Below are 21,174 nucleotides of genomic sequence, written 5' to 3'. Positions count from 1 at the left end.
TTAATGTCATAGGAGAAATAAAATGGGATTAAGTTGGCAACAATTACTAATTTTGCTTTTAGTTGTTGTGGTTATTTTCGGTACTAAAAAATTAAGAAATATTGGTTCAGATCTTGGCGGTGCGGTAAAAGACTTCAAGAAAGCAATGAAGGATGATCAACCTAAAGATGCCGAATTTAAAAAAATTTCCGAAGAGGTAGAGCAAACTTCAGTCGAAAATTCAAAACAAAAAGAGCAGGCATAATCTGTGTTTGATATTGGTTTCTCCGAACTTGTTTTACTTTTTGTTGTGGGCTTGATAGTACTGGGACCACAGCGTTTGCCTGTAGCTGTTCGTACGGTAATGGGTTGGGTAAGGACTGTGCGAAGCTTAGCGACAAATGTACAAAATGAACTTAGTCAGGAATTAAAACTGAAAGAGTTACAAGAAAGCATTAAAAAAGCTGAAGATCTCAATATTTCCCAATTATCTCCGGAACTTAGTGAAACCGTAGAAGAATTACGTCAATCAGCACAAAAAATTAAAATGAATTTAGAGGAGAAAGCTGCTGAAACAAATTCTTCTGTTGAAGAGCAGGTGCAAGAACTGAAAAGTGCGGTGCAAAATTCACAGGGTACTGCAACGACTGAAATAGAAAAAAATCTTGATTTTCCTTCCAGTGAGTTATCTCCTGCTGAACTTGCAGAGTTAGCTGAGGAAGGAGAGCCTATGCTGGAAATGGGAGAATCTGATTTTTCAGAGGATGAGCAGGCGACTGCTTCATCTAACGAAACCATTGAAAATATCAAAGAAAAAGTATGACTGTCGAAAAATCTCAGCCCTTAATTAGCCATTTATTAGAACTGCGTGATAGATTATTACGTTGTATCGTTTTTGTGGTCGTAATATTTCTCGCCCTAGTTTATTTTGCAAATGATATTTATAACTTTGTTGCCTCGCCTTTATTAGATGTATTGCCTGCCGGTGCAACAATGATTGCGACGAATATTGCGACACCTTTCTTTACTCCGATTAAGTTAACCGCAGTAGTTGCTTTATTTATTTCAGTGCCTTTTCTGTTATATCAAGTTTGGGCATTTGTTGCTCCTGCCTTGTATCAACATGAAAAGCGGTTGGTATATCCTTTGTTGTTTTCCAGCACATTGTTGTTCTATCTCGGTGTAGCCTTTGCTTATTATGTGGTATTCCCATTAGTATTTGCTTTTTTAACTAAGACAGCACCGGAAGGCGTTGCTATCGCTACGGATATTAGTAGTTATTTGGATTTTGTTTTAGCCCTATTCTTGGCCTTTGGGATATGTTTTGAAGTGCCGGTAGCCATTGTTTTATTATGCTGGAGCGGTGTGACTACGCCGGATGATTTAAGAAAAAAAAGACCTTACATTATTGTTGCCGCATTTTTTATTGGTATGCTACTAACGCCTCCTGATGCGATTTCTCAAACATTGTTGGCTTTGCCGATGTGTTTATTATTTGAGATAGGTGTTATTTGTGCGGGTTTTTATCAGCCAAAAGATGAACAGGAAAAATCATAAAAATGATTTGAATTTGAGTGAATAAGATTAAATTATTTGCTCTAGTTTGTAGAAAGGATTGGAAAATGACTAAACAAATATTTACCGGATATCCTCAACGCCGTTTACGTCGTATGCGTAAGCAGGATTTTAGTCGTCGTTTAATGTCGGAAAATAAGCTGACAGTAGATGACTTGATTTATCCTGTGTTTATTATTGAGGGAGAAAATCATCGTGAGTCGGTGCCTTCTATGCCCAATGTGGAGAGGTTAACGCTCGATCAACTCTTACTTGAAGCGGAATTGTTGGTGAAATACGGTGTGCCTGTCATTGCACTGTTTCCCGTTATTGAACAAGAGAAAAAATCCTTAATGGCGGAAGAGGCTTATAATCCGGACGGTTTAGTTCAAAGAGCGGTAAAAGCATTAAAAGCAAATTTTCCGGAATTAGGCGTGCTGACTGATGTGGCTTTAGATCCTTATACTGTTCATGGACAAGATGGGATTATTGATGAATATGGATATGTACTCAATGATGTAACTTCTGATGTACTTATAAAACAAGCCCTTTCTCATGCTCAAGCAGGGGCGGATATTGTTGCCCCTAGCGATATGATGGACGGTAGAATTGGTAGAATTCGTACCGCACTTGAAAAGCAAGGCTTTGTTAATACACTCATTATGGCTTATTCTGCTAAGTATGCCTCAAATTATTACGGACCATTTCGTGATGCTGTCGGATCTGCATCAAACTTAAAAGGGGGCGACAAAAAAACCTATCAACTGGATCCTGCTAATTCTAATGAGGGATTACAAGAGGTTGCTCTTGATATTGAAGAAGGTGCGGATATGGTTATGGTTAAACCGGGTATGCCCTATTTGGATATGGTTTATCGAGTTAAAGATCAATTCGGCGTGCCGACTTTTGCTTATCAAGTATCTGGCGAATACGCTATGCACATGGCAGCTATTCAAAATGGTTGGCTAAAAGAAAAAGAATGTATTATGGAGAGTTTACTTTGCTTTAAACGAGCAGGTGCGGACGGAATTTTAACTTATTTTGCTAAACAGGTAGCGGAATGGTTGTATTTAGACGAAAAGAATAAATAATTTAAAATAGATTTTACTTTAACCCACTTCGTGTTAGCGAAGTGGGTTTTGTTTATCTACAATTGTATGTCTAATTTATCATAGGCTCGAGAAACTTTTTCTAACGCCTTATCAACAGAAATATCACGTGCAAGAATAACACCTAAACGACGATGCCCATTGACTTCGCCTTTGCCGAATAAGCGAATATTAGTATTAGGTTCTTGTAATACTTCGAATAAATTACCAAATTGTACTTGGTTAGATTTGCCTTCAACGACAATCGCTTTTGAGGCGGCTGGGCTAATTAAATTAATTTCAGGAATTGGTAATCCTAATATAGCTCTTGCATGAAGTGCAAATTCAGAAAGCTCTTGCGAGATTAACGTAACCATTCCTGTATCATGAGGGCGAGGAGAAACTTCATTGAAAATAACATCATCTCCACAGACAAACATTTCTACGCCAAAAATACCGCGTCCGCCGAGTTCTGTAGTAATTTTTTCAGCAATATGTTGAGCATTTGCGAGAGCTTGCTCAGACATTGCTTGCGGTTGCCAAGACTCACGATAGTCCCCTTTTTCTTGACGATGTCCGATAGGTGCTAGAAATGAAGTTCCTTCTGCATGGCGTACAGTTAATAAAGTAATCTCATAATCAAATTTAACGAAACCTTCAACGATCACACGACCGGCTCCCGCTCTTCCCCCTTGTTGTGCATAGTCCCATGCTTTTTGTAGGTCGTCTTTGCTTTTTAAGATACTCTGACCATGTCCAGAAGAAGACATAATCGGTTTGATCACACAAGGAATGCCAAGGTTTTCGACCGCACTTTGAAAGTCATCAAAATTATCTACAAATTGATAATTTGATGTTGGCAACTTTAATTTTTCTGCTGCAAGGCGACGAATACCTTCACGGTTCATCGTTAATTGTGTAGCTTTAGCAGTTGGGACAACATTAAAGCCGGCTTGCTCCAATTCAACTAGTGTTGAGGTTGCGATTGCTTCGACTTCCGGCACGATATAATTTGGTTTTTCTTTTTCAATTAATGCTTTCAAAGCATCTCCATCTAACATTGAAATAGTGTAAGAGCGGTGTGCAACTTGTTGTGCCGGTGCATTTTCATAGCGATCTACCGCAATCACTTCTACACCAAGACGTTGTAATTCTATAACGACTTCTTTGCCTAGTTCACCTGAACCAAGAAGCATGACTTTTGTTGCTTTAGGTGTTAAAGCTGTTCCTAATATTGTCATTTTTTGTCCTTTTACATTGTGTTTTTTATTAAAATAAGATTTAAGAATTGAGTAAATTATCATCTAAAAGTAGATCTTCATTTTTATTAATACCTACGCCTCGATTAAGAATATTCCGTGCAATATTATGTGCATCTTCCAATGAATGTTCAGTATAGGTTCCACATTGATATTCGTTTAGTTCAGGAATTTCGGCTTGATTTTTGACGTTTAAAATATCTTGCATTGAAGCTGACCAAGCGTTTGCAACTTGTTGTTCATTCGGCATGCCAATTAATGACATATAAAATCCGGTTCGACAGCCCATGGGCGAAATATCAATAATTTCAATTTGTTCACTATTTAAATGATCACGCATAAATCCTGCGAATAAGTGTTCTAAAGTGTGAATGCCTTTAGGAGAGAGGATTTCTTTATTAGGAATACAAAAACGAAGATCAAAAACAGTGATATTGTCGCCTTTTGGTGTTCGCATTGTTTTTGCAACACGCACAGCAGGGGCATTCATTCTCGTATGATCAACTTTAAAACTGTCAAGTAGTGGCATAATTTTTCCTTTAGAGAGCATTAAAATAGATTATTGACCGGTATTGTATTTACCTAGAAATTGTATTGTAACGTATTGCTATAACAAAAACCTGATTTTTTATGATATAGGTCATGATTTTTAATTTATTGTCGATAATTTTAAATTTTATGTAGATTTTCTTTATTTTATTGAGCTTTATACTTTTTCTTATCCTATCAAATTAATTCGTCTTTTTTTTATAAAAATAGGGTAGAATAGCCGATCGAATAATTCAACATAACTTCGCAGGAGAATAATCATGGTAACTCGTAGGGAATTGGCAAATGCAATCCGTTTTTTAAGTATGGATGCGGTACAAAAAGCAAAATCTGGGCATCCGGGAGCTCCGATGGGAATGGCGGATATTGCGGAAGTATTATGGCGTGATTTTTTAAATCATAATCCGACTAATCCTCAATGGGCAAATCGTGATCGTTTTGTGTTATCTAACGGTCATGGCTCAATGTTAATTTATAGTTTACTGCATCTCACCGGTTACGATCTTTCTATCGAAGATTTAAAACAATTTCGTCAATTACATTCCAAGACTCCGGGGCACCCTGAATACGGTTATGCTCCGGGTATTGAAACCACAACGGGTCCATTAGGTCAAGGCATTACTAACGCTGTAGGCATGGCGATTGCAGAAAAAACGTTAGCTGCACAATTTAATCGAGCAGGTCATGACATTGTTGATCATCATACTTACGTTTTTCTAGGGGATGGTTGCTTAATGGAGGGTATTTCTCATGAGGCTTGTTCATTAGCCGGCACGTTAGGTCTAGGTAAATTGATTGCTTTTTATGATGATAATAATATTTCCATTGACGGTCATGTAGATGGTTGGTTCACTGATGATACACAAAAACGCTTTGAGGCTTACGGCTGGCATGTTATTCCTGCTGTTGATGGACATAATGCAGAACAAATTATTGAAGCAATAAAACAAGCTCAGGCTGAGAAAAATAAACCAACTTTAATTATGTGTAAGACGATTATTGGCTATGGTTCTCCAAATAAGCAAAATACTCATGATAGCCATGGGGCACCATTAGGTGATGAAGAAATCGCTTTAACTCGTCAAGCATTAAATTGGAATTACGCACCTTTTGAAATTCCTGCTGATATTTATGCAAAATGGAATGCTCACGAAAAAGGACAAGTGGCGGAAAACGCATGGAATGAAAAATTTGCCGCTTATGAGAAAGCTTATCCTGAATTAGCGGTTGAATTTAAACGCCGTTTAAATGGGGAATTACCGGCAAACTGGGCAACAGAAAGCCAAGCCTTTATTGAAAAATTACAAGCAAATCCAGCCAATATTGCAAGTCGCAAAGCGTCACAAAATGCGATTGAAGCGTATGCAAAATTATTACCGGAATTTTTAGGCGGGTCAGCTGATTTAGCGGGGTCAAACTTAACGTTATGGTCTGGTTCAAAACCCATTCGTGCGACAGAAAATATAGATGGTAACTATATTAATTATGGCGTGCGTGAATTCGGAATGTCTGCCATTATGAACGGTATTGCATTACACGGCGGATTTATTCCTTACGGTGCAACGTTCTTAATGTTTATGGAATATGCACATAATGCAGTGCGTATGGCAGCCTTGATGAAACAACGTTCATTATTTGTTTATACACATGACTCTATCGGTTTAGGAGAAGACGGTCCGACGCATCAACCAGTTGAGCAAACAACCGCACTTCGCTTAATTCCAAATTTAGAAACATGGCGACCTTGCGACCAAGTGGAATCTGCAATCGCATGGAAAGCGGCGGTTGAACGTCAAGACGGTCCAAGTGCATTAATTTTCACTCGACAAAATCTTGCTCAAATGAACCGCACTTCTGAGCAATTGGAAAACGTGAAACGTGGCGGTTATATCTTGCGTGCATGCTGTGAAAAAGGTGATTGCCCGGATTTAATCTTGATCGCCACAGGTTCTGAAGTGGAATTAGCGATGAAAGCAGCGGAAGCGTTAGATGCGGAAGGCGTGAAAGTCCGTGTGGTATCAATGCCGAGTACGAATGTATTTGATAAACAAGATGTTGCGTACCGTGAGGCAGTATTACCAAGTGCGGTGACTAAACGTGTTGCAATTGAAGCGGGTATTTCAGATTTCTGGTACAAATATGTTGGTACTAACGGACGTATCGTTGGTATGAATAGCTTCGGTGAATCAGCACCGGCAGCTCAACTGTTTAAACTCTTTGGCTTCACTGTTGAAAATATTGTGGCAAAGGCAAAAGAGATTTTATAATCAGTTAAAGTTTAATTTTGTGAGCGGGTAAATTTACCCGCTTTTTTTTGCTTTTTGGTTAAGTGAAGAATAAAAACTCAAATAGAATAATCGCTATTTTGTCTTAATAGCATTGAGTTAGATCCCCCTTTAATGTAAACTATTGTCCCGTCTTTATGGGAAGTTGTTTGTTGTCAAAGCAAATTCTCCAACACTTATTTTCATATCAAAAACACATAGGTTTAATATGGCTACCAATTATATTTTTGTAACCGGCGGCGTTGTATCTTCTTTGGGAAAAGGAATTGCAGCGGCATCTTTAGCTGCGATTTTAGAAGCTCGTGGCTTAAATGTAACTATTATGAAACTCGATCCTTATATTAATGTAGATCCGGGGACAATGAGTCCGACACAACATGGTGAAGTTTTTGTGACTCAAGACGGTGCTGAAACAGATCTTGATTTAGGGCATTATGAGCGTTTTATTCGTACTAAAATGACGAAACGTAATAACTTTACGGCAGGAAAAATTTATTCAGAAGTTTTGCGTAAAGAACGTCGTGGTGATTATTTGGGTGCAACTATTCAAGTTATTCCGCATATTACTAATGAAATTAAATCTCGTGTCATTGATGGTGCAGCAGGATATGATGTTGCCATTGTTGAAGTGGGTGGAACCGTTGGTGATATTGAATCGTTGCCATTTTTAGAGGCATTACGCCAGTTAGCCGTCCAAGTTGGGCGTGAACGGACTATTTTTATGCATCTAACTTTGGTACCTTATATTCCAACTGCCGGAGAGGTAAAAACCAAACCGACACAACATTCCGTTAAAGAGTTACTCTCAATTGGTATTCAGCCTGATGTATTAATTTGTCGTTCAGATCGCATGATTCCACCTAATGAGCGTGCGAAAATTGCTCTTTTCTGTAATGTACCGGAAAGAGCGGTTATTTCTTTAAAAGATGTATCATCTATTTATCAAATTCCGGCTTTATTAAAATCACAAGGGTTAGATGATTTTATTTGCCAACGTTTCCGTCTTGATTGTCAAGAAGCGGATTTATCTGAATGGGAAAAAGTGCTTTATCAAGAAGCAAATCCGACAGGTGAAGTCACTATTGGCATGGTAGGTAAGTACACGGAATTACCTGATGCTTATAAATCTGTTAATGAAGCCTTGAAGCATGCGGGATTGACCAATCGTTTAACCGTTAATATTAAATACATTGATTCGCAAGATGTAGAAACAAAAGGCATAGATATTTTAAAAGATTTGGATGGTATTTTAATTCCCGGTGGCTTTGGCTATCGTGGTGTAGAGGGCAAAATCTTAACAGCACAATATGCTCGTGAAAACAACGTACCTTATTTAGGAATTTGTTTAGGTATGCAAGTGGCGTTTATTGAATATGCACGTCATGTTGCCGGACTAAAAGGTGCAAATTCTTCCGAATTTGACCGCACTTGTGAATATCCAGTTATTGCGTTAATTACTGAATGGCAAGATGCAGAAGGTAATGTGGAAGTGCGTTCTGATGAAAGCGATTTAGGTGGGACAATGCGGTTAGGTGCACAGCAATGTCATTTAGTCGAAGGAAGTTTAGCACATCAATTATACGGTTCGGATATTATTGAGGAGCGTCATCGTCATCGTTATGAAGTGAATAACGTTATTCGTCCGCAAGTTGAGAAAGCAGGACTGAAAGTAACAGGCTTAAGTGCGGATAAAAAATTGGTAGAAATTATCGAAGTACCAAATCATCCTTGGTTTGTTGCTTGTCAATTTCATCCGGAGTTTACTTCAACACCACGTGATGGACATCCGCTATTTGCAGGCTTTGTAAAAGCCGCAAGCGAAAACCGGAAAAAATAAACGTGCAGAAAATAAAAATAGCTTGGGAAATCCAAGCTATTTTTTTCTTATTGATATAGTTCCGACACAAGTTGAGGAGAGAGCAATCTTTCTTTTTCATGGAATAGGGTTCCCATGTAGTAAGACCCGAACGGAGTAAAATGATCTTGATCGCCATAAATAGATTTATTTCCTACATAAACTGTATCACCTAAATATTTTGCCGCATTAACCCATGTAACATTCGGAATGTTTTTAATTAATTGGAAGATTTCATTGTTGCTTGCGGTATTGTCCGCCAATTTTTGGATCGGATTTAAATATTTATCTAAGTCATATTTTGCTAAGAATGCATTTCTAAGAGCGGAACGATTTAACGAGATATTATTCGCAAACACATAGACTTTTTTTGTTTTTGCTAGATGTTTAACCATCGCTTGAAATTTTTGATCAAAATCAGAAATTACAAAGGAATTAGGATTGAATCTCGGTACAGGTGTACCGCCTCTTTTTAATTCATAAAACATGGAAATAAAAATGACAGGATAAGATTCAATTTTTTGCCAGTATTGCACACAATCTTTATCCTCAAATGAGAGGCAATCACGAATGTTTAAGATATCCGAACGCCACCCTTCTTTTGAACCGACATAATTTAAAAAATCTTCTAGATGCCCTGCATGCGAATCGCCTATGGTTAAAATTTTACTTGGAATATTGAGAGGCAATACTTCTTGTTCCGCTTTCTGAGCTTGTAAAGCAGAAGTTTTATGCTTTATATGAGAACGTACACTTAAATTGTAGCCGATGACAACTAATGATGGGATTAAATATAATAGGAAAAAAGACTGTTTAAAGGTTAATTTAGATTTTCTAATAGGTTGTTCCAATAAATAATAACTTAATGCCGAACAAATAAAAGTGAGTACGATGATTGGTAAAATTGCACCTCGAGGAAGTTCCTTTTCACCTGAAATATAATACGTAAAAGCAATAAAAATCCAATGAAACAGATAGAGAGAATAAGATAACTTACCTACCCATACGATGGGCTTTAATGATAAGAGAGTTTTTACCCCCCCCCATGAGTTTTGGGAGGAGAAATGAATAAGAAGTGCGGTTAAAATACAAGGTAGGAGTAGAACAATGCCTGGCATTAACGGCATTGATTTATGGTAAAAGAATAGCGTTAAGATAAGTGCAATAAAAATACCGAAACCAACAAAATTATTAACAGGCTTTACTCTTGGTTTACTTAATGCAAGATAAGATCCGATTAAAAGCTCCGGAAAACGTATGAAAGAAATGTAATAAGTATTACTCCAACCGATTTTGATATAAATTGATTGAGGGATAAATGACGTTAAAATAAAAAGTAAGGTTAAACCTAATACTATAGGTTTAAATACTTGATGAGTTTTAAATTTTTTATAGGCAACAACCAATAAAAGAGGGAAAAATAAATAATATTGCTCTTCAACTGCTAATGACCAAATATGTAAAATGGGATTTTCATTGGCAGATAAGTCAAAATAACCTTGTCGATGAGCTAAATAAAAATTAGACACAAATAGTGCTGCTGAGTTGATAATTCTTCGGAATTGCGAATATTCATAATGAACAAAAAATAACGAAGCAAGCACAGAAGCAATAGCCAGTACTAAAATAAAAACGGGGTAAATTCTTTTAATACGGCGATTATAAAAATCTTTGTAGGAAAAAGTATTATTTTGGATCTCTTGGCTAATAATTGAAGTAATTAAATAGCCGGAAATAACAAAGAAAATATCAACGCCTAAAAAACCGCCTGGTAACCAAGTTGGATTTAGATGAAATAATATGACGGATAAAACAGCAACAGCACGTAGTCCATCAATTTCGGGCCGATAATAAAGTTTTGACATAATATCCTTTTTTCATGAACAAAAATAGAGTGCCTTATATCAATTTTTTCTTGATTGTCAAGAAGCGGATTTATCTGAATGGGGAAAAAGTGTTTTATCAAGAAGCAAATCCAATAGGTGAAGTTAATATTAAATACATTGATTCGCAAGATGTCGAAACGAAAGGCATAGGTATTTTAATTCCCAGTAGCTTTGACTATCGTGGTGTAAAAGCGACTAAGGAAAATCAGAGAAAATAATTATAGTATAAAATAGAAAAATTTAAGTTATCTCATTAAGGCTATCATACAATCATTTGATAGCCTTTTTGTTTTATGTAAACTTACGCTTGGGAACAGAGGAAGTTGGGGGAAGCTTTTGTCCAAACATCAGAATATATTAATCCTAAAAAGCATAATGCGGAACTTTGGAGTTTGACTGTTGAAAATGGACTAACTCCGAAAACTGAACGTTATCAAAGAGATTTTTTGGTAAAAAAAGAAGATAGCTTTAAATTAGTTCACACAAATGAATTTGTGTATAACCCAATGAATATGACTCTTGGGGCTGTAGGTTACAATGATATGCCTTATTCTGTAGCTATATCTGGATATTATGTAACTATGAAGACTTCTCATATTACGGATGATTTGTATATGAAAGTTTGGCTTAAAACATCTCAAGCAATATCTTTATATAAAGAAAATGCAACAGGCTCATTGATTGAAAAGCAAAGAGTCCAATTTAATACTTTTTCAAAAATTCAATTTCATTTACCTAACCCCCAAGAACAACAAAAAATCGGTACATTTTTCACCGCACTTGATCGCTACATCACCATTCATCAGCGTAAGTAATACATACAAGGAGATATATTATGAATGAAGTAAATTCAAACAAAGAGCTGTTTTATCAATACTATTCACGCTGGATTTATATGTACAAAGAGGGGGCTATTAGAAAGGTCACTATGGCAAAATATCTAATGACATTAGAGTGGCTAAAAAAATTGATTCCAAATCTCTTATTGCGTGATCTTAATCGCATAAGTTATCAACAATTACTCAATGATTATGCCTGTTATCACGAAAGGCAGACCACGATGGATTTTCATCATCAACTGAAAGGTGCAATTCTTGATGCGGTAGATGAAGGGTTATTACCAAGAGATCCCACAAGAAAAGCAATTATCAAAGGTCGCCCACCTCGTTTGAAAAAAACAAAATACTTAAATCAATTTGAACTGCATACGTTAATTACACAATTAAATTTAACCAAAGAAATTAACTGGGATTGGTTTATTTTATTAATTGCTAAAACAGGGATGCGGTTTTCAGAGGCTTTGGCATTAACACCAAAAGATTTTGATTTTTCACATCAAACACTGACAATTAATAAAACTTGGAATTATAAAGATGGTGGTGGTTTTCAGCCTACGAAAAATCGTTCATCAGTACGAAAAATTCCTTTGGATTGGCAAACTATTATTCAATTTGCTGAGTTAATTAAAAATAAGCCTGAAGAACAGCCTATTTTTGTTCGTAAAAAAATTTTTAATTCCACAGTGAATGATATCCTGATTAGGCGTTGTAAAAAAGCAAATATCCCAATTATTTCACTACATGGTTTGCGACACACTCATGCGTCATTGTTGCTATTCGCCGGGGTATCTATTGCAAGTGTTGCAAGGCGTTTAGGACATTCAAATATGACGACCACGCAAAAAACATATTTGCACATTATTCAAGAATTGGAAAATCGAGATATTGATATTGTAATGCGTTCTTTATCAAATTTAAGTTAATTTAGAGCTACGTCACTTACGCTGATGAATGGTGATGTAGCGATCAAGTGCGGTGAAAAATGTACCGATTTTTTGTTGTTCTTGTTTAGATGGAACTTGTACAAGTTGTTCTTCTAAGTCCTGTTTGCTTAAATTACCTATCGCACCATTTCCGCCAGCTACATATGTACTAATGAATTTTGAATACCAAGTCGAATTCATTAATGAATTTACAAAACTGGGGTTTTTAGCTTGAGCAACTAACATGAATCCGCCAGCGACTGAATTCGTTGCACCTTTGATTAAAGCATGTTTCCCAACCAGCCGACTTGAACCATTTGCAGATGTGATTAAAATTTCATTTTCTTGCACTAGTGGAATATTTACAGTTTTAGGATCAACAAAAACATCATCATTTTGTAGCAAAAAAATGTCCTCATTTATATTCGAAGAACGAAGAACTCGTATACCTGTTTCTGCAAGATCTGTTGGCTTATATGTTAATCCTCGTCGAATATTTGCCAATTTTTTAAACGGCAACTGTTCCCAAGCGTAAGTTTTTTTCTCAAAAGTGCGGTAACATTATGCAAAATTTTATAAAAAAAGAGGCTTTTGCCTCTTTTATCTCTTTCCTTGTTATGGAAGTTCAACTCCCAATAATTTTAACTGTTCGTTGATTTCTTTTTCTAATTGTGCGATTTCTTGATTATCTTGCTGAAGTTGTTTTAACACTTCGTTAATATTGATTTCCTCCTCTGCTTCAAAAGTATCCACATAGCGAGGAATATTGAGGTTATAGTCATTCTCAATAATTTCTTCAAGAGGAGCGACATAAGCGTATTTATCCACATTTTGACGAGCTTGGTAAGTGTCAATAATTTTTTGGACATGCTCGTCTGTTAAGCGGTTTTGATTTTTGCCCTTGTCAAAATCTTGGCTGGCATCAATAAACAAAATATCTTTATTTTTACGATTCTTTTTAAAAACCAAAATCGTGGTTGGGATACTTGTGCCGTAGAATAAATTCGCTGGCAAACCAATCACTGCGTCTAAATAGTTTCCTTGTGCATTGCTGGTGTTATCGCCAATCAATGCCTTACGGATTTTACCTTCTGCCGCACCACGGAAAAGTACACCATGCGGCAATACAATCGCCATCGTGCCATGCTCGCCTAAGTGATATAGACTATGCAAAATAAAGGCATAATCGGCTTTTGAAGCAGGTGCCAACGCACCAAAAGGTTGAAAACGGGCATCTTTTAATTTACGCTCGTGATTGTCCCACTTGGCGGAATACGGCGGATTTGCCACCACAGCATCAAAACGACATAAAGGTTGGTCAATCCCTTGTGCATCAAGACCTTCAGGCCAGTCACTTTCTAAGGTATCAGCATTGGATAGCGTCATATTTTTATAGGATACGCCATGCATCATCAAATTCATGCGTGCCAAGTTATACGTTGTAGTGTTCAGCTCTTGCCCATAATATTTAATGGGTTTCGATTGTGGCAATTCATTACCTACCGTCAATAATAACGAACCCGATCCCATTGTTGGGTCGTAAACAAGGAAAGTCTCTTGATTATCAGCCACATCCAGCGTTACTAATTTCGCTAAAATTTTTGAAACTTGGTGCGGTGTATAAAATTCCCCGCCTTTTTTGCCTGCATTGGCGGCAAATTGCCCGATCAAATATTCATAAATTTCACCAAGAATATCCCGACCGTCATCATCTTTGTATTCAATCTCGTCCACCAATTTCACAATATTGCCTAAAGATTTCGCACGCTCATTGGTAGAATTGCCCAAATGAGAAGCTCCTAAGTTCAAATCATTAAACACACCACGGAAATCTAGCACCGCATCTTCATTTAAATTGGCGTTTTGGTTGAAGTTATCAAATAAGGCTTGATAATCACTTGGCATCACTTCGGCATTGTAAATTTTCCGCATTAATGAATCCCAAGTATCTTCGGGATTAATAGCATAACCAAGACTGGCTGAAATATCTTGCAAATAATCTTGTAATTCCTCACCTGTGGCTTGCGTTAAATAAGCGTCATTCACACTTTGCGAAGGCTCTATGTCCAAAATATGATTATCGACCAAATATAGTTCTTGGTGTTTGGATAAATAACGATAAAACATAAAGGCAAGAATATAGTTTTTATATTCTGAAGCGTCCATCGTGCCACGCAGCTCATTTGCCATTGCCCAAAGTTTACCGGTAATTGTTTGTACATTGCTCATATTTAATTCCTTTATTAAAAAATTCTGTATTTATGACCGCACTTTAAATCAGTTTATTCGGCTTGTTCGTAATAATAAGATTGTTCAATCCCTTTCAAGAAAATCTCACGATCGTCAATGCGATCCGTTAACGCATTTTGTAATAAAAAGCGAATTTCCAAATCGTTCACGGGGCTACGCTCCATCGCTTGTAAATACAACTTTTTATCCACTTTCTGCCAATTCACCACTTTTTTTAGGTTTTTCTTAAAAATCAAATCCAACCAAATACGTGTAGAACGACCATTTCCTTCTAAAAAGGGATGGATAATATTCATTTCAATATATTTTTCAATAATTTGCTCAAAGGTTGATTCAGGCATTTTTTCCACCGCACTTAACGCTGGTTTTAAATAAAGTGCGTTGGCAAAACGAAAGTGCCCTTTAGAAATATTTAATTCACGAATTTCGCCTGCAAAATCATAAAGCCCTTGAAATAAATAACGATGAATATCTTGCAAGCCTTTCGTCGTCCCGACTTCTAAGCGATGAATATCGCCTGAATCATAAAGTCGATAGGCATTTTCTTTGCTTAACCGATCAATTTCTTGTGTATATTCAATGGAATAGCTCATCTTTGCCCCTTATTAAACAAACATCTGTTGCAACAATGATTTTTTCAATTTTTGCATATTTTCCAACTTACGCTGATGAATGGTGATGTAGCGATCAAGTGCGGTAAAAAATGTACCGATTTTTTGTTGTTCTTGGGGTTTGGGAAGTGAAATAACTAATTTTTTAACAATTTCTGCAGATAAATTCCCTTGTCCACCTTGTAAATAACTTGAAATGATATGTAATTTCTCACCTTTTAACCATTGGATAATAAATTCTGAAGAAAAATTCTCGTGTGGTTGAATTGCAAGGATCGCTTGATTAATTGCTCCATTTATCAAAGACATAGACACCTCTCCACTTGTTGCTCCATAAAGAGCATAGAGAATATCACCTTTTGAAACTAACTTTGCTGATGAATTATTTAACCCATCGTCTGTAATAAATAGCTCTGTTTTATCTAAACTAATTTCACCCGAACGGATAAATGGAATATTGCCGCCATAATAATTTCTGTTGGATACACTTGGTGTGCCACCTGAATAAGAGTTTGTGATTTCTCCCAACTTCCTCTGTTCCCAAGCGTAAGTAAATTCGGGAAAACGAATCTCCGGAAATTCTTGATCATTTTTCGGAAACATTTTTTGCAACAATGATTTTTTCAATTTTTGTATATTTTCCAACTTACGCTGATGAATGGTGATGTAGCGATCAAGTGCGGTGAAAAATGTACTGATTTTTTGTTGTTCTATTGGAAGAGGAATTGATATTTGGGCATTTTTTATATCATTAGAATTTATTGATTCAAATGTTGATCCTGTACTTAAAGTATTCCAATACCCATTTATTTTCATTTTGTTTAATAATTGGAAAATAAATTCATTACCTCTAATTGCACATACGCCACGCCCAAGAACTACGTCATAATCTGTCTTTGCCATATCACCGACGGGAGCTCTAACACTCATAACCAAATCATTCTTTTTGCCAATTTTAGTAATTTGAGTAGTCCATGTTCGTGGAAAAACTTTTCCATTTTTTATGTCTGCATTTCCTTGAACAAGAATGTGATCTTTAGGGTTATTAGTATAATTTTCCGAATTTGGAGATTGCCCCATTATAATTTCAACTACTTCCCCCAACTTCCTCTGTTCCCAAGCGTGAGTAAATTCGGGGAATCGTAATTTCGGTACAAGTCTTTTTTCATTGTTCATTTTGTTTTTCTATCCTTTGCAAAAAATATAAGATGTGATACTATCAGCACCAATATGACTGACGCCTCTGCTTTTGCACGCGTCAGTTCTCATTTCTTGTCTTTAATATTTTTCCAAATTTCTAATTCTTCCCAGTCTTTTGGTAATCCTATGTCATGCACTGAAACCGCCTTATTTTTAGGTTCAGGGAATGTGTTTAGTAATTGATATAACCGCTCATTCCAAGTGGATTTAGGGTTAATTATTGTCAATAACTTTTGCATCATACACAAGTACATGAAGATACGATATTGATTTATTGAACTCAGTTCTTCTAGTGGTGCCGATGTATTAATGATATTTAAATTCCACAAACGACTATGGTGAGCACAAACATTACGAATAAAGTTTAAACTTTTTAGCCATTGTTCAAATGTTTTTCCGTCTTTAACGCCATATTTTGCGGCAATCGTATTTTTATCGTTATACCGTAACCCTGAAAATAACTGGGATAACAAGCCAAAATCCCAAACTTCCGCAGAAACCCAAATAGGCAATACGCCGGCATATTGTTCATTGTAATGCTTAATAGCATCTCGGTTCCTAGCTCGTTTAATAAGCTGATTATGCTTATCTTTCCATTTGGAATATTTATCCCCTTTTGCAATAAAATTAGGATGTAAATAACAAACTTTTTTTCCTGTATCCTGATCTATTTGATAAGGCTCAATATGTGCCAGTGGATGTAATTTACCCAATAAATGTACCACATCATTTTTAACTGCCATTTCAATACGTTCTAGTGCATCTAACGCTAAAAAACGTAACTGTTTATCAAAAATATAAAGGGCTAAAATATCTGAAAAGCAAGTTCCTGTTTTAAACTCATCTAGTAATATAGTTTTTTGTTCTTTTTGGGAATTTTGCTCATCTTTTTGCTTAAATGGATACCAGTATCCACTTAATCGGTAATATCCTATATTTTTTAAATAATGTAATGTACGTTGTTGATTTTCAACATCCATTTTTCGAATGCTCAATAACTTAAGTAAGTCATCATAATCTTTCCAAGATTTGATTTTTCTTTCCATATTATTTATTCCCCCACAAACTCATCTGCAAGTTCGTAAATAGCATGACGCAACTGGTTACGGTATTTCATTTTTGTCAGTTTTTTTACTTCATCATTTTGTGCAAGTTCGAGATAAGTGAGACCTGCTTGTTTGATTAAATCCGTAAGCTGATTATTGTCATCTAAATCTTTTTGTTGAAATTGATGTTTGGAAAAAAGCTGTCGAAGTTGGGCGTTGGTAATCACCTCCGTTAATCCCCATTGGAGACGAAAATCCAAAAATTGTTGATCTTGGTTGGCGTTATTCGCTTGTTCCACAATAGAAATACCGTCTTTTTTAAACCCATCTTTTAATTTGAACACACCTTTCATAATCGCTTTTGCCGCACGGTTAATGCGTTGTGCAAAACTGCGATCTTCCAAGCCGTTGGCAAATTTTTCCAATTCTTTTTCCGTTTCTTTGGCTTTTTCCGTTTCACCTGCCTCTACTTGTGCCAACAAGCTGGAAATTAATTCAGTTAAGTAATCGTAATTAATTTCCACGTCTTTAATGTGGGTCATTTGTAGCTCAATTTGTATCACTGGCACATTTCGGCTTTTTGCTAAATGCAGTTTGAGTTCGTTGGACAATGTGTTGGTGAGCATACTTTCTTCTTCACTGGTCATGCCGAGTTCTTGAATCAATTTATCCGGATTTTCATAATCAAAACCGATAATTTCACCATTTTCATCTTCCGCAGAATATTGCTTGATTTTGGCAATATTGGCGGTATAGGTGCGTAATTGTTCCAACATTTCCCATTTTTTCGCTTCAGACGGTGGCAATTGGCTAAAGTTATCCGTTATTTCTCGCAGATTTTCCACAATCTGTTTGGTGTCATCGAGCAATTCTTCGTATTTTGGTGCAGTAATCTTATCCTTGGTATTATTCACTTTTCGCTCTTCATCGGATAATTTGGCGGAATCTTTGTTGGCGTAAACGGACAACGCCTCATTCATTAACTTTTCATTATGGGCAGGCCAGCGGTAATTGATAATTCGCCCCCAAGGTTTTTCACGCATATCCGCTACACGATTGGTTCTAGAATAGGCTTGAATGAGTCCTGCACCTTTTAAAGTGCGGTCAACATAAAGCGTATTTAATTCAGGGGCGTCAAATCCTGTTAGTAACTGATCTACGACAATCACGAGGTCTAAATATTGTTTGTCCACAGCGGTGCGATTTAAACGGCTGGTGACATCTTGAGTATAAGCCGATACATCAGACATAGTGAAGTTAGTGCCAAATTCGCTGTTGTAATGTTGAATTGCCTCGAATAATCCTTGGTTGGTTTCAAGCATGGTGTCGTTATTGCTGGTATTTTGGCTAAAGGTCACAGCAACTTTTAGCAAAAACTCCCCCTTTTCTGACCGCACTTTATTGATACGTTGGAATTCACGGAAATACATCATTGCCATTGGTGTACTGGCTTTGCCGCCACCCACGTGCGTGGTCAGCAAGGCGTTATATCGTCCACGATTACGTTTGTTATCCCAATTGGAGCGATTTTTCCAATGTTTGAAAATATCTTCCACCACTAATCTGACGTGTTCTTCATTTTCGTCATAAAAACTCGGTTCGATGCTGTCGTCCATATCTTGTTGCGTGAGATTGGCAATCTTCAAGGCAATTTGTTCTTCCGTCCAATGAGGATATTTAAGGCGATAGAATTTCGGTAGATGCGCTTCTTTCATACTTTTTTCGCTAATCGTGGTTTCAAAATCCACTTTAAAACCCAACACATTACGATCAGCAATTGCTTCTCGAATGGTATAGGCGTGCAAGAGTTCACCGAAAATATCTTCAGTTCGTAAGCCTTTGGTAGTGTCATCAAACATTGGCGTGCCGGTGTAACCAATCCACGCAGAATGTTTAAATTTTTTTTGAATCGCAGCAAAATTATCACTGCCTGTAGAACGATGAGCTTCGTCCACAATAAACACAATGTTTTTTTCGGGAGCTTTGAAAGAAGTGCGTTTAACCAAGGTATCCAGTTTTTGCACAGAGGTAATAATAATTTGGCTGCCTTTGCTGTGTAATTTGCGGTTCAAATCTGTGGTGTTGTTGGTATCCAGTACACTACCTAGGCTATCTTCCGTGGCATCAGGATCATAAGCTCGATAGTTTTCGGTAGTTTGGTTAGTCAGTGCAATACGATCCACTAAAAAAACCACTTTATCCACTTTCGGCGAACGACTTGCCAGCCAAGCGGTTTTAAAGCTCGTAATAGTTTTGCCTGAACCTGTGGTATGCCAAATATAACCGAGTTTATTCAACGCTTGATCGAAATCCGCCCGTTTGAGTTTATCCATCACACAACGCGTAGCATAAACTTGATAAGGTCGCATTACTTTTAGGGTTTGCTTATTCGGCGTACCATCTAAAATCATATAGTTAGTCGCCATTTGATGTGCCATGGGAATACTCAACATGGAATCGGCAAAGGCTTTCCAGTGATAAACCGGTTTATTGTCCGATTGACGTTGCCAGTTGAAGGCAAAATCTTTATTAAAGCGATCTGCTGTGGTATTCGCCATATATTTCACATTGTTTGGCGTAATCGCAATCAGAAGTTGTAACGTAGAAAAAATATCGCTGTATTGATTTTCCGCGATATATTGGTGCATTTGATTTAAGGCTTCGTTAATATCATGCGTTTCTTTCTTTTCTTCAATTTGAATAATGGGCAAGCCATTAATCAACAACGTAGTATCAAATTGTCGATTTTCTTTTCCTGCAATAATCGCCGGTCGTTTAATTTGATTCACAATTTGGTACACCGTATCGCCCGCTCCGATTTGTTTTTGGTCAAATACGGTTAAAAACACATGACGATCATCATCTAAATCAATTTCAATTTGTGACACACCGTTTGTGCCATAAAGAAACTGCCCTGCGGCATAAGGCGTGGATAAATTAGAAATAGTACGTTTAACTTGTGCAAATTCCACCGCACTTAAAGGACGATCTAAGGTTTTTTGATTGAGCTTTTCTAAAATTCTTTTAAAATTTTCCCATAAATCTTCCGTCGTTTTAATGCTTGGCTCATATTGCCACAATTTGGTACGCACTACATAATCCGCAGGCGGTTCGCCGATCATATTATCCGTTGCTGTAATCGTTCCTGTACAAAGATATTCAATTAAGGTTTTTTCAAATTTTAATTCGGGTATTTTCTTAGTCATGCTGTACTCGCTTTTGCAATTGGTGTAACACAAGTAATTTTTCTAAATTCGCTATGCGTTGTTTGAGATAAGCTAATTTTTGTTGTTTTAGGTAAATCTCTCCCATTAAACGTTGTTCCGATAAGTGGGGTAATTTGGGTAATCTCAATGATTTCAACTGATTAGTCGTATATTTCAATACTTGAGATCCTTGCAAACCACGACTTAACTGCTTTTTAACCACCGCATTTTCGTTTAATAAATAGACTAAATAATTGGCATCTATCTGATTTTTAGGTATTAACTTAACGTAATTTTGAGTATATAAAAAACCTTGGTGTTGTTTGCTGACAATCGTTGCCTTACCTGAAATCAGACTAAAAATCACATCACCAGTGGAAAGTAAACTGGTTATTTTATCAAAAGTTTTTATTTCTTTAGGAAGTACTGCTGAACCATCAGATAAATAGAGATCTTGTTCTAAGTTTGCCTGACCATAATAAGTATAAACAGGTGCAATTGGATCACTGACTTCGGAAAGACGAAACTGTGCCTGTCCGCTACTGATCTCCACAATATTACTTAACAACATAAAACTATACCTTATTTAAATGACATAGCAGAATTTTAATAAATATTCTCCATACTGGCAATATAAATAATTG

18 protein-coding genes and 1 pseudogene are annotated in these 21,174 nt (G+C 36.6%); 9 read left to right on the top strand and 10 right to left on the bottom strand.

What is annotated here, in order from left to right:
• Positions 1 to 22 precede the first annotated feature (22 nt).
• The 4 genes from tatA to hemB all read left to right on the top strand — a co-directional run bounded on the left by tatA (position 23) and on the right by hemB (position 2,624).
• Positions 23 to 244 carry a Sec-independent protein translocase subunit TatA gene (gene tatA / locus HNR69_RS07185; RefSeq protein WP_075294484.1) on the top strand — a complete coding sequence of 74 codons (222 nt, stop codon included), beginning with the start codon at positions 23 to 25 and terminating at the stop codon, positions 242 to 244.
• Between the two features lie 3 nt (positions 245 to 247).
• Entirely contained in the window at positions 248 to 802 is a 555-nt protein-coding gene (gene tatB / locus HNR69_RS07180; protein ID WP_075294485.1) for a Sec-independent protein translocase protein TatB, read from the top strand.
• The gene (gene tatC / locus HNR69_RS07175) at positions 799 to 1,536 is read left to right on the top strand and encodes a twin-arginine translocase subunit TatC (RefSeq protein WP_011608704.1); all 738 of its coding nucleotides are present in this window, start codon (positions 799 to 801) and stop codon (positions 1,534 to 1,536) included. Before tatB ends, tatC begins: the two co-directional genes overlap by 4 nt.
• Positions 1,537 to 1,601: 65 nt before the next feature.
• Entirely contained in the window at positions 1,602 to 2,624 is a 1,023-nt protein-coding gene (gene hemB / locus HNR69_RS07170) for a porphobilinogen synthase (RefSeq protein WP_075294486.1), read from the top strand.
• A gap of 56 nt (positions 2,625 to 2,680) precedes the next feature.
• Here the strand turns inward: hemB and purT are convergent, their stop codons facing one another.
• The gene (gene purT / locus HNR69_RS07165) at positions 2,681 to 3,862 is read right to left on the bottom strand and encodes a formate-dependent phosphoribosylglycinamide formyltransferase (protein WP_075294519.1); all 1,182 of its coding nucleotides are present in this window, start codon (positions 3,860 to 3,862) and stop codon (positions 2,681 to 2,683) included.
• A 40-nt stretch (positions 3,863 to 3,902) separates the two neighbouring features.
• The gene (gene luxS / locus HNR69_RS07160) at positions 3,903 to 4,409 is read right to left on the bottom strand and encodes an S-ribosylhomocysteine lyase (protein ID WP_012340791.1); all 507 of its coding nucleotides are present in this window, start codon (positions 4,407 to 4,409) and stop codon (positions 3,903 to 3,905) included.
• A gap of 280 nt (positions 4,410 to 4,689) precedes the next feature.
• Between luxS and tkt the strand changes: the two genes are divergently transcribed.
• Both tkt and pyrG (HNR69_RS07150) read left to right on the top strand, forming a co-directional pair.
• On the top strand, positions 4,690 to 6,696 hold the full coding sequence (tkt, locus tag HNR69_RS07155; protein WP_075294487.1) for a transketolase: 2,007 nt from the start codon (positions 4,690 to 4,692) through the stop codon (positions 6,694 to 6,696).
• Positions 6,697 to 6,922: 226 nt separating this feature from the next.
• A complete protein-coding gene (gene pyrG, locus HNR69_RS07150; RefSeq protein WP_075294488.1) occupies positions 6,923 to 8,551 on the top strand; it encodes a glutamine hydrolyzing CTP synthase in 1,629 nt (542 codons plus the stop codon).
• A gap of 47 nt (positions 8,552 to 8,598) precedes the next feature.
• Here pyrG (HNR69_RS07150) and HNR69_RS07145 read toward each other — a convergent pair whose 3' ends face one another.
• Positions 8,599 to 10,434 (bottom strand): acyltransferase family protein, encoded by a 1,836-nt coding sequence (locus tag HNR69_RS07145; protein ID WP_136122290.1) that lies wholly within the window; start codon positions 10,432 to 10,434, stop codon positions 8,599 to 8,601.
• A gap of 40 nt (positions 10,435 to 10,474) precedes the next feature.
• On the opposite strand from HNR69_RS07145, the pseudogene pyrG (HNR69_RS07140) reads away from it, so the two are divergent.
• The 3 genes and pseudogenes from pyrG (HNR69_RS07140) to HNR69_RS07130 all read left to right on the top strand — a co-directional run.
• Positions 10,475 to 10,646 (top strand): annotated as a pseudogene (pyrG, locus tag HNR69_RS07140) (CTP synthetase); the annotation flags it as partial.
• Between the two features lie 132 nt (positions 10,647 to 10,778).
• Positions 10,779 to 11,270 carry a restriction endonuclease subunit S gene (locus HNR69_RS07135; RefSeq protein WP_075294491.1) on the top strand — a complete coding sequence of 164 codons (492 nt, stop codon included), beginning with the start codon at positions 10,779 to 10,781 and terminating at the stop codon, positions 11,268 to 11,270.
• Between the two features lie 20 nt (positions 11,271 to 11,290).
• Complete coding sequence (locus tag HNR69_RS07130) at positions 11,291 to 12,217, top strand: site-specific integrase (RefSeq protein WP_075294490.1); 927 nt, start codon at positions 11,291 to 11,293, stop codon at positions 12,215 to 12,217.
• 12 nt (positions 12,218 to 12,229) lie between these two features.
• On the opposite strand, the gene HNR69_RS07125 is transcribed toward HNR69_RS07130, so the two are convergent.
• The 7 genes from HNR69_RS07125 to HNR69_RS07095 all read right to left on the bottom strand — a co-directional run bounded on the left by HNR69_RS07125 (position 12,230) and on the right by HNR69_RS07095 (position 21,101).
• Positions 12,230 to 12,736: a restriction endonuclease subunit S gene (locus tag HNR69_RS07125; protein ID WP_075294489.1), complete on the bottom strand. Its 507-nt coding sequence runs from the start codon at positions 12,734 to 12,736 to the stop codon at positions 12,230 to 12,232.
• A 96-nt stretch (positions 12,737 to 12,832) separates the two neighbouring features.
• Positions 12,833 to 14,446, bottom strand: coding sequence for a type I restriction-modification system subunit M (locus HNR69_RS07120; RefSeq protein WP_075294492.1), 1,614 nt, complete (start codon positions 14,444 to 14,446; stop codon positions 12,833 to 12,835).
• A 53-nt stretch (positions 14,447 to 14,499) separates the two neighbouring features.
• Positions 14,500 to 15,060, bottom strand: a complete 561-nt coding sequence (gene fic / locus HNR69_RS07115; RefSeq protein ID WP_012340746.1) for a protein adenylyltransferase Fic — start codon at positions 15,058 to 15,060, stop codon at positions 14,500 to 14,502.
• A gap of 12 nt (positions 15,061 to 15,072) precedes the next feature.
• A complete protein-coding gene (locus HNR69_RS07110) occupies positions 15,073 to 16,254 on the bottom strand; it encodes a restriction endonuclease subunit S (protein ID WP_183405660.1) in 1,182 nt (393 codons plus the stop codon).
• 89 nt (positions 16,255 to 16,343) lie between these two features.
• Positions 16,344 to 17,324: an Abi family protein gene (locus HNR69_RS07105; protein WP_075294494.1), complete on the bottom strand. Its 981-nt coding sequence runs from the start codon at positions 17,322 to 17,324 to the stop codon at positions 16,344 to 16,346.
• A gap of 5 nt (positions 17,325 to 17,329) precedes the next feature.
• Positions 17,330 to 20,530, bottom strand: coding sequence for a type I restriction endonuclease subunit R (locus HNR69_RS07100; RefSeq protein WP_081376606.1), 3,201 nt, complete (start codon positions 20,528 to 20,530; stop codon positions 17,330 to 17,332).
• Positions 20,523 to 21,101, bottom strand: a complete 579-nt coding sequence (locus HNR69_RS07095) for a restriction endonuclease subunit S (RefSeq protein ID WP_075294495.1) — start codon at positions 21,099 to 21,101, stop codon at positions 20,523 to 20,525. Before HNR69_RS07095 ends, HNR69_RS07100 begins: the two co-directional genes overlap by 8 nt.
• Between the last annotated feature and the right edge of the window lie 73 nt (positions 21,102 to 21,174).

This window comes from Histophilus somni, assembly GCF_014202395.1.
In the GTDB taxonomy this organism is placed as follows: domain Bacteria; phylum Pseudomonadota; class Gammaproteobacteria; order Enterobacterales; family Pasteurellaceae; genus Histophilus; species Histophilus somni.
The sequence above is the reverse complement of the archived record's forward strand: the minus strand, read 5'-3'. Positions and strand labels throughout refer to the sequence as shown.

What these genes read in the sequence shown, in the direction of transcription:
- tatA (WP_075294484.1), top strand. Translation starts at nt 23, where the DNA reads ATGGGATTAAGTTGGCAACAATTACTAATTTTGCTTTTAGTTGTTGTG.
- tatC (WP_011608704.1), top strand. Translation starts at nt 799, where the DNA reads ATGACTGTCGAAAAATCTCAGCCCTTAATTAGCCATTTATTAGAACTG.
- hemB (WP_075294486.1), top strand. Translation starts at nt 1,602, where the DNA reads ATGACTAAACAAATATTTACCGGATATCCTCAACGCCGTTTACGTCGT.
- purT (WP_075294519.1), bottom strand. Translation starts at nt 3,862, where the DNA reads ATGACAATATTAGGAACAGCTTTAACACCTAAAGCAACAAAAGTCATG.
- luxS (WP_012340791.1), bottom strand. Translation starts at nt 4,409, where the DNA reads ATGCCACTACTTGACAGTTTTAAAGTTGATCATACGAGAATGAATGCC.
- tkt (WP_075294487.1), top strand. Translation starts at nt 4,690, where the DNA reads ATGGTAACTCGTAGGGAATTGGCAAATGCAATCCGTTTTTTAAGTATG.
- pyrG (WP_075294488.1), top strand. Translation starts at nt 6,923, where the DNA reads ATGGCTACCAATTATATTTTTGTAACCGGCGGCGTTGTATCTTCTTTG.
- HNR69_RS07145 (WP_136122290.1), bottom strand. Translation starts at nt 10,434, where the DNA reads ATGTCAAAACTTTATTATCGGCCCGAAATTGATGGACTACGTGCTGTT.
- HNR69_RS07130 (WP_075294490.1), top strand. Translation starts at nt 11,291, where the DNA reads ATGAATGAAGTAAATTCAAACAAAGAGCTGTTTTATCAATACTATTCA.
- HNR69_RS07120 (WP_075294492.1), bottom strand. Translation starts at nt 14,446, where the DNA reads ATGAGCAATGTACAAACAATTACCGGTAAACTTTGGGCAATGGCAAAT.
- fic (WP_012340746.1), bottom strand. Translation starts at nt 15,060, where the DNA reads ATGAGCTATTCCATTGAATATACACAAGAAATTGATCGGTTAAGCAAA.
- HNR69_RS07110 (WP_183405660.1), bottom strand. Translation starts at nt 16,254, where the DNA reads ATGAACAATGAAAAAAGACTTGTACCGAAATTACGATTCCCCGAATTT.
- HNR69_RS07105 (WP_075294494.1), bottom strand. Translation starts at nt 17,324, where the DNA reads ATGGAAAGAAAAATCAAATCTTGGAAAGATTATGATGACTTACTTAAG.
- HNR69_RS07100 (WP_081376606.1), bottom strand. Translation starts at nt 20,530, where the DNA reads ATGACTAAGAAAATACCCGAATTAAAATTTGAAAAAACCTTAATTGAA.
- HNR69_RS07095 (WP_075294495.1), bottom strand. Translation starts at nt 21,101, where the DNA reads ATGTTGTTAAGTAATATTGTGGAGATCAGTAGCGGACAGGCACAGTTT.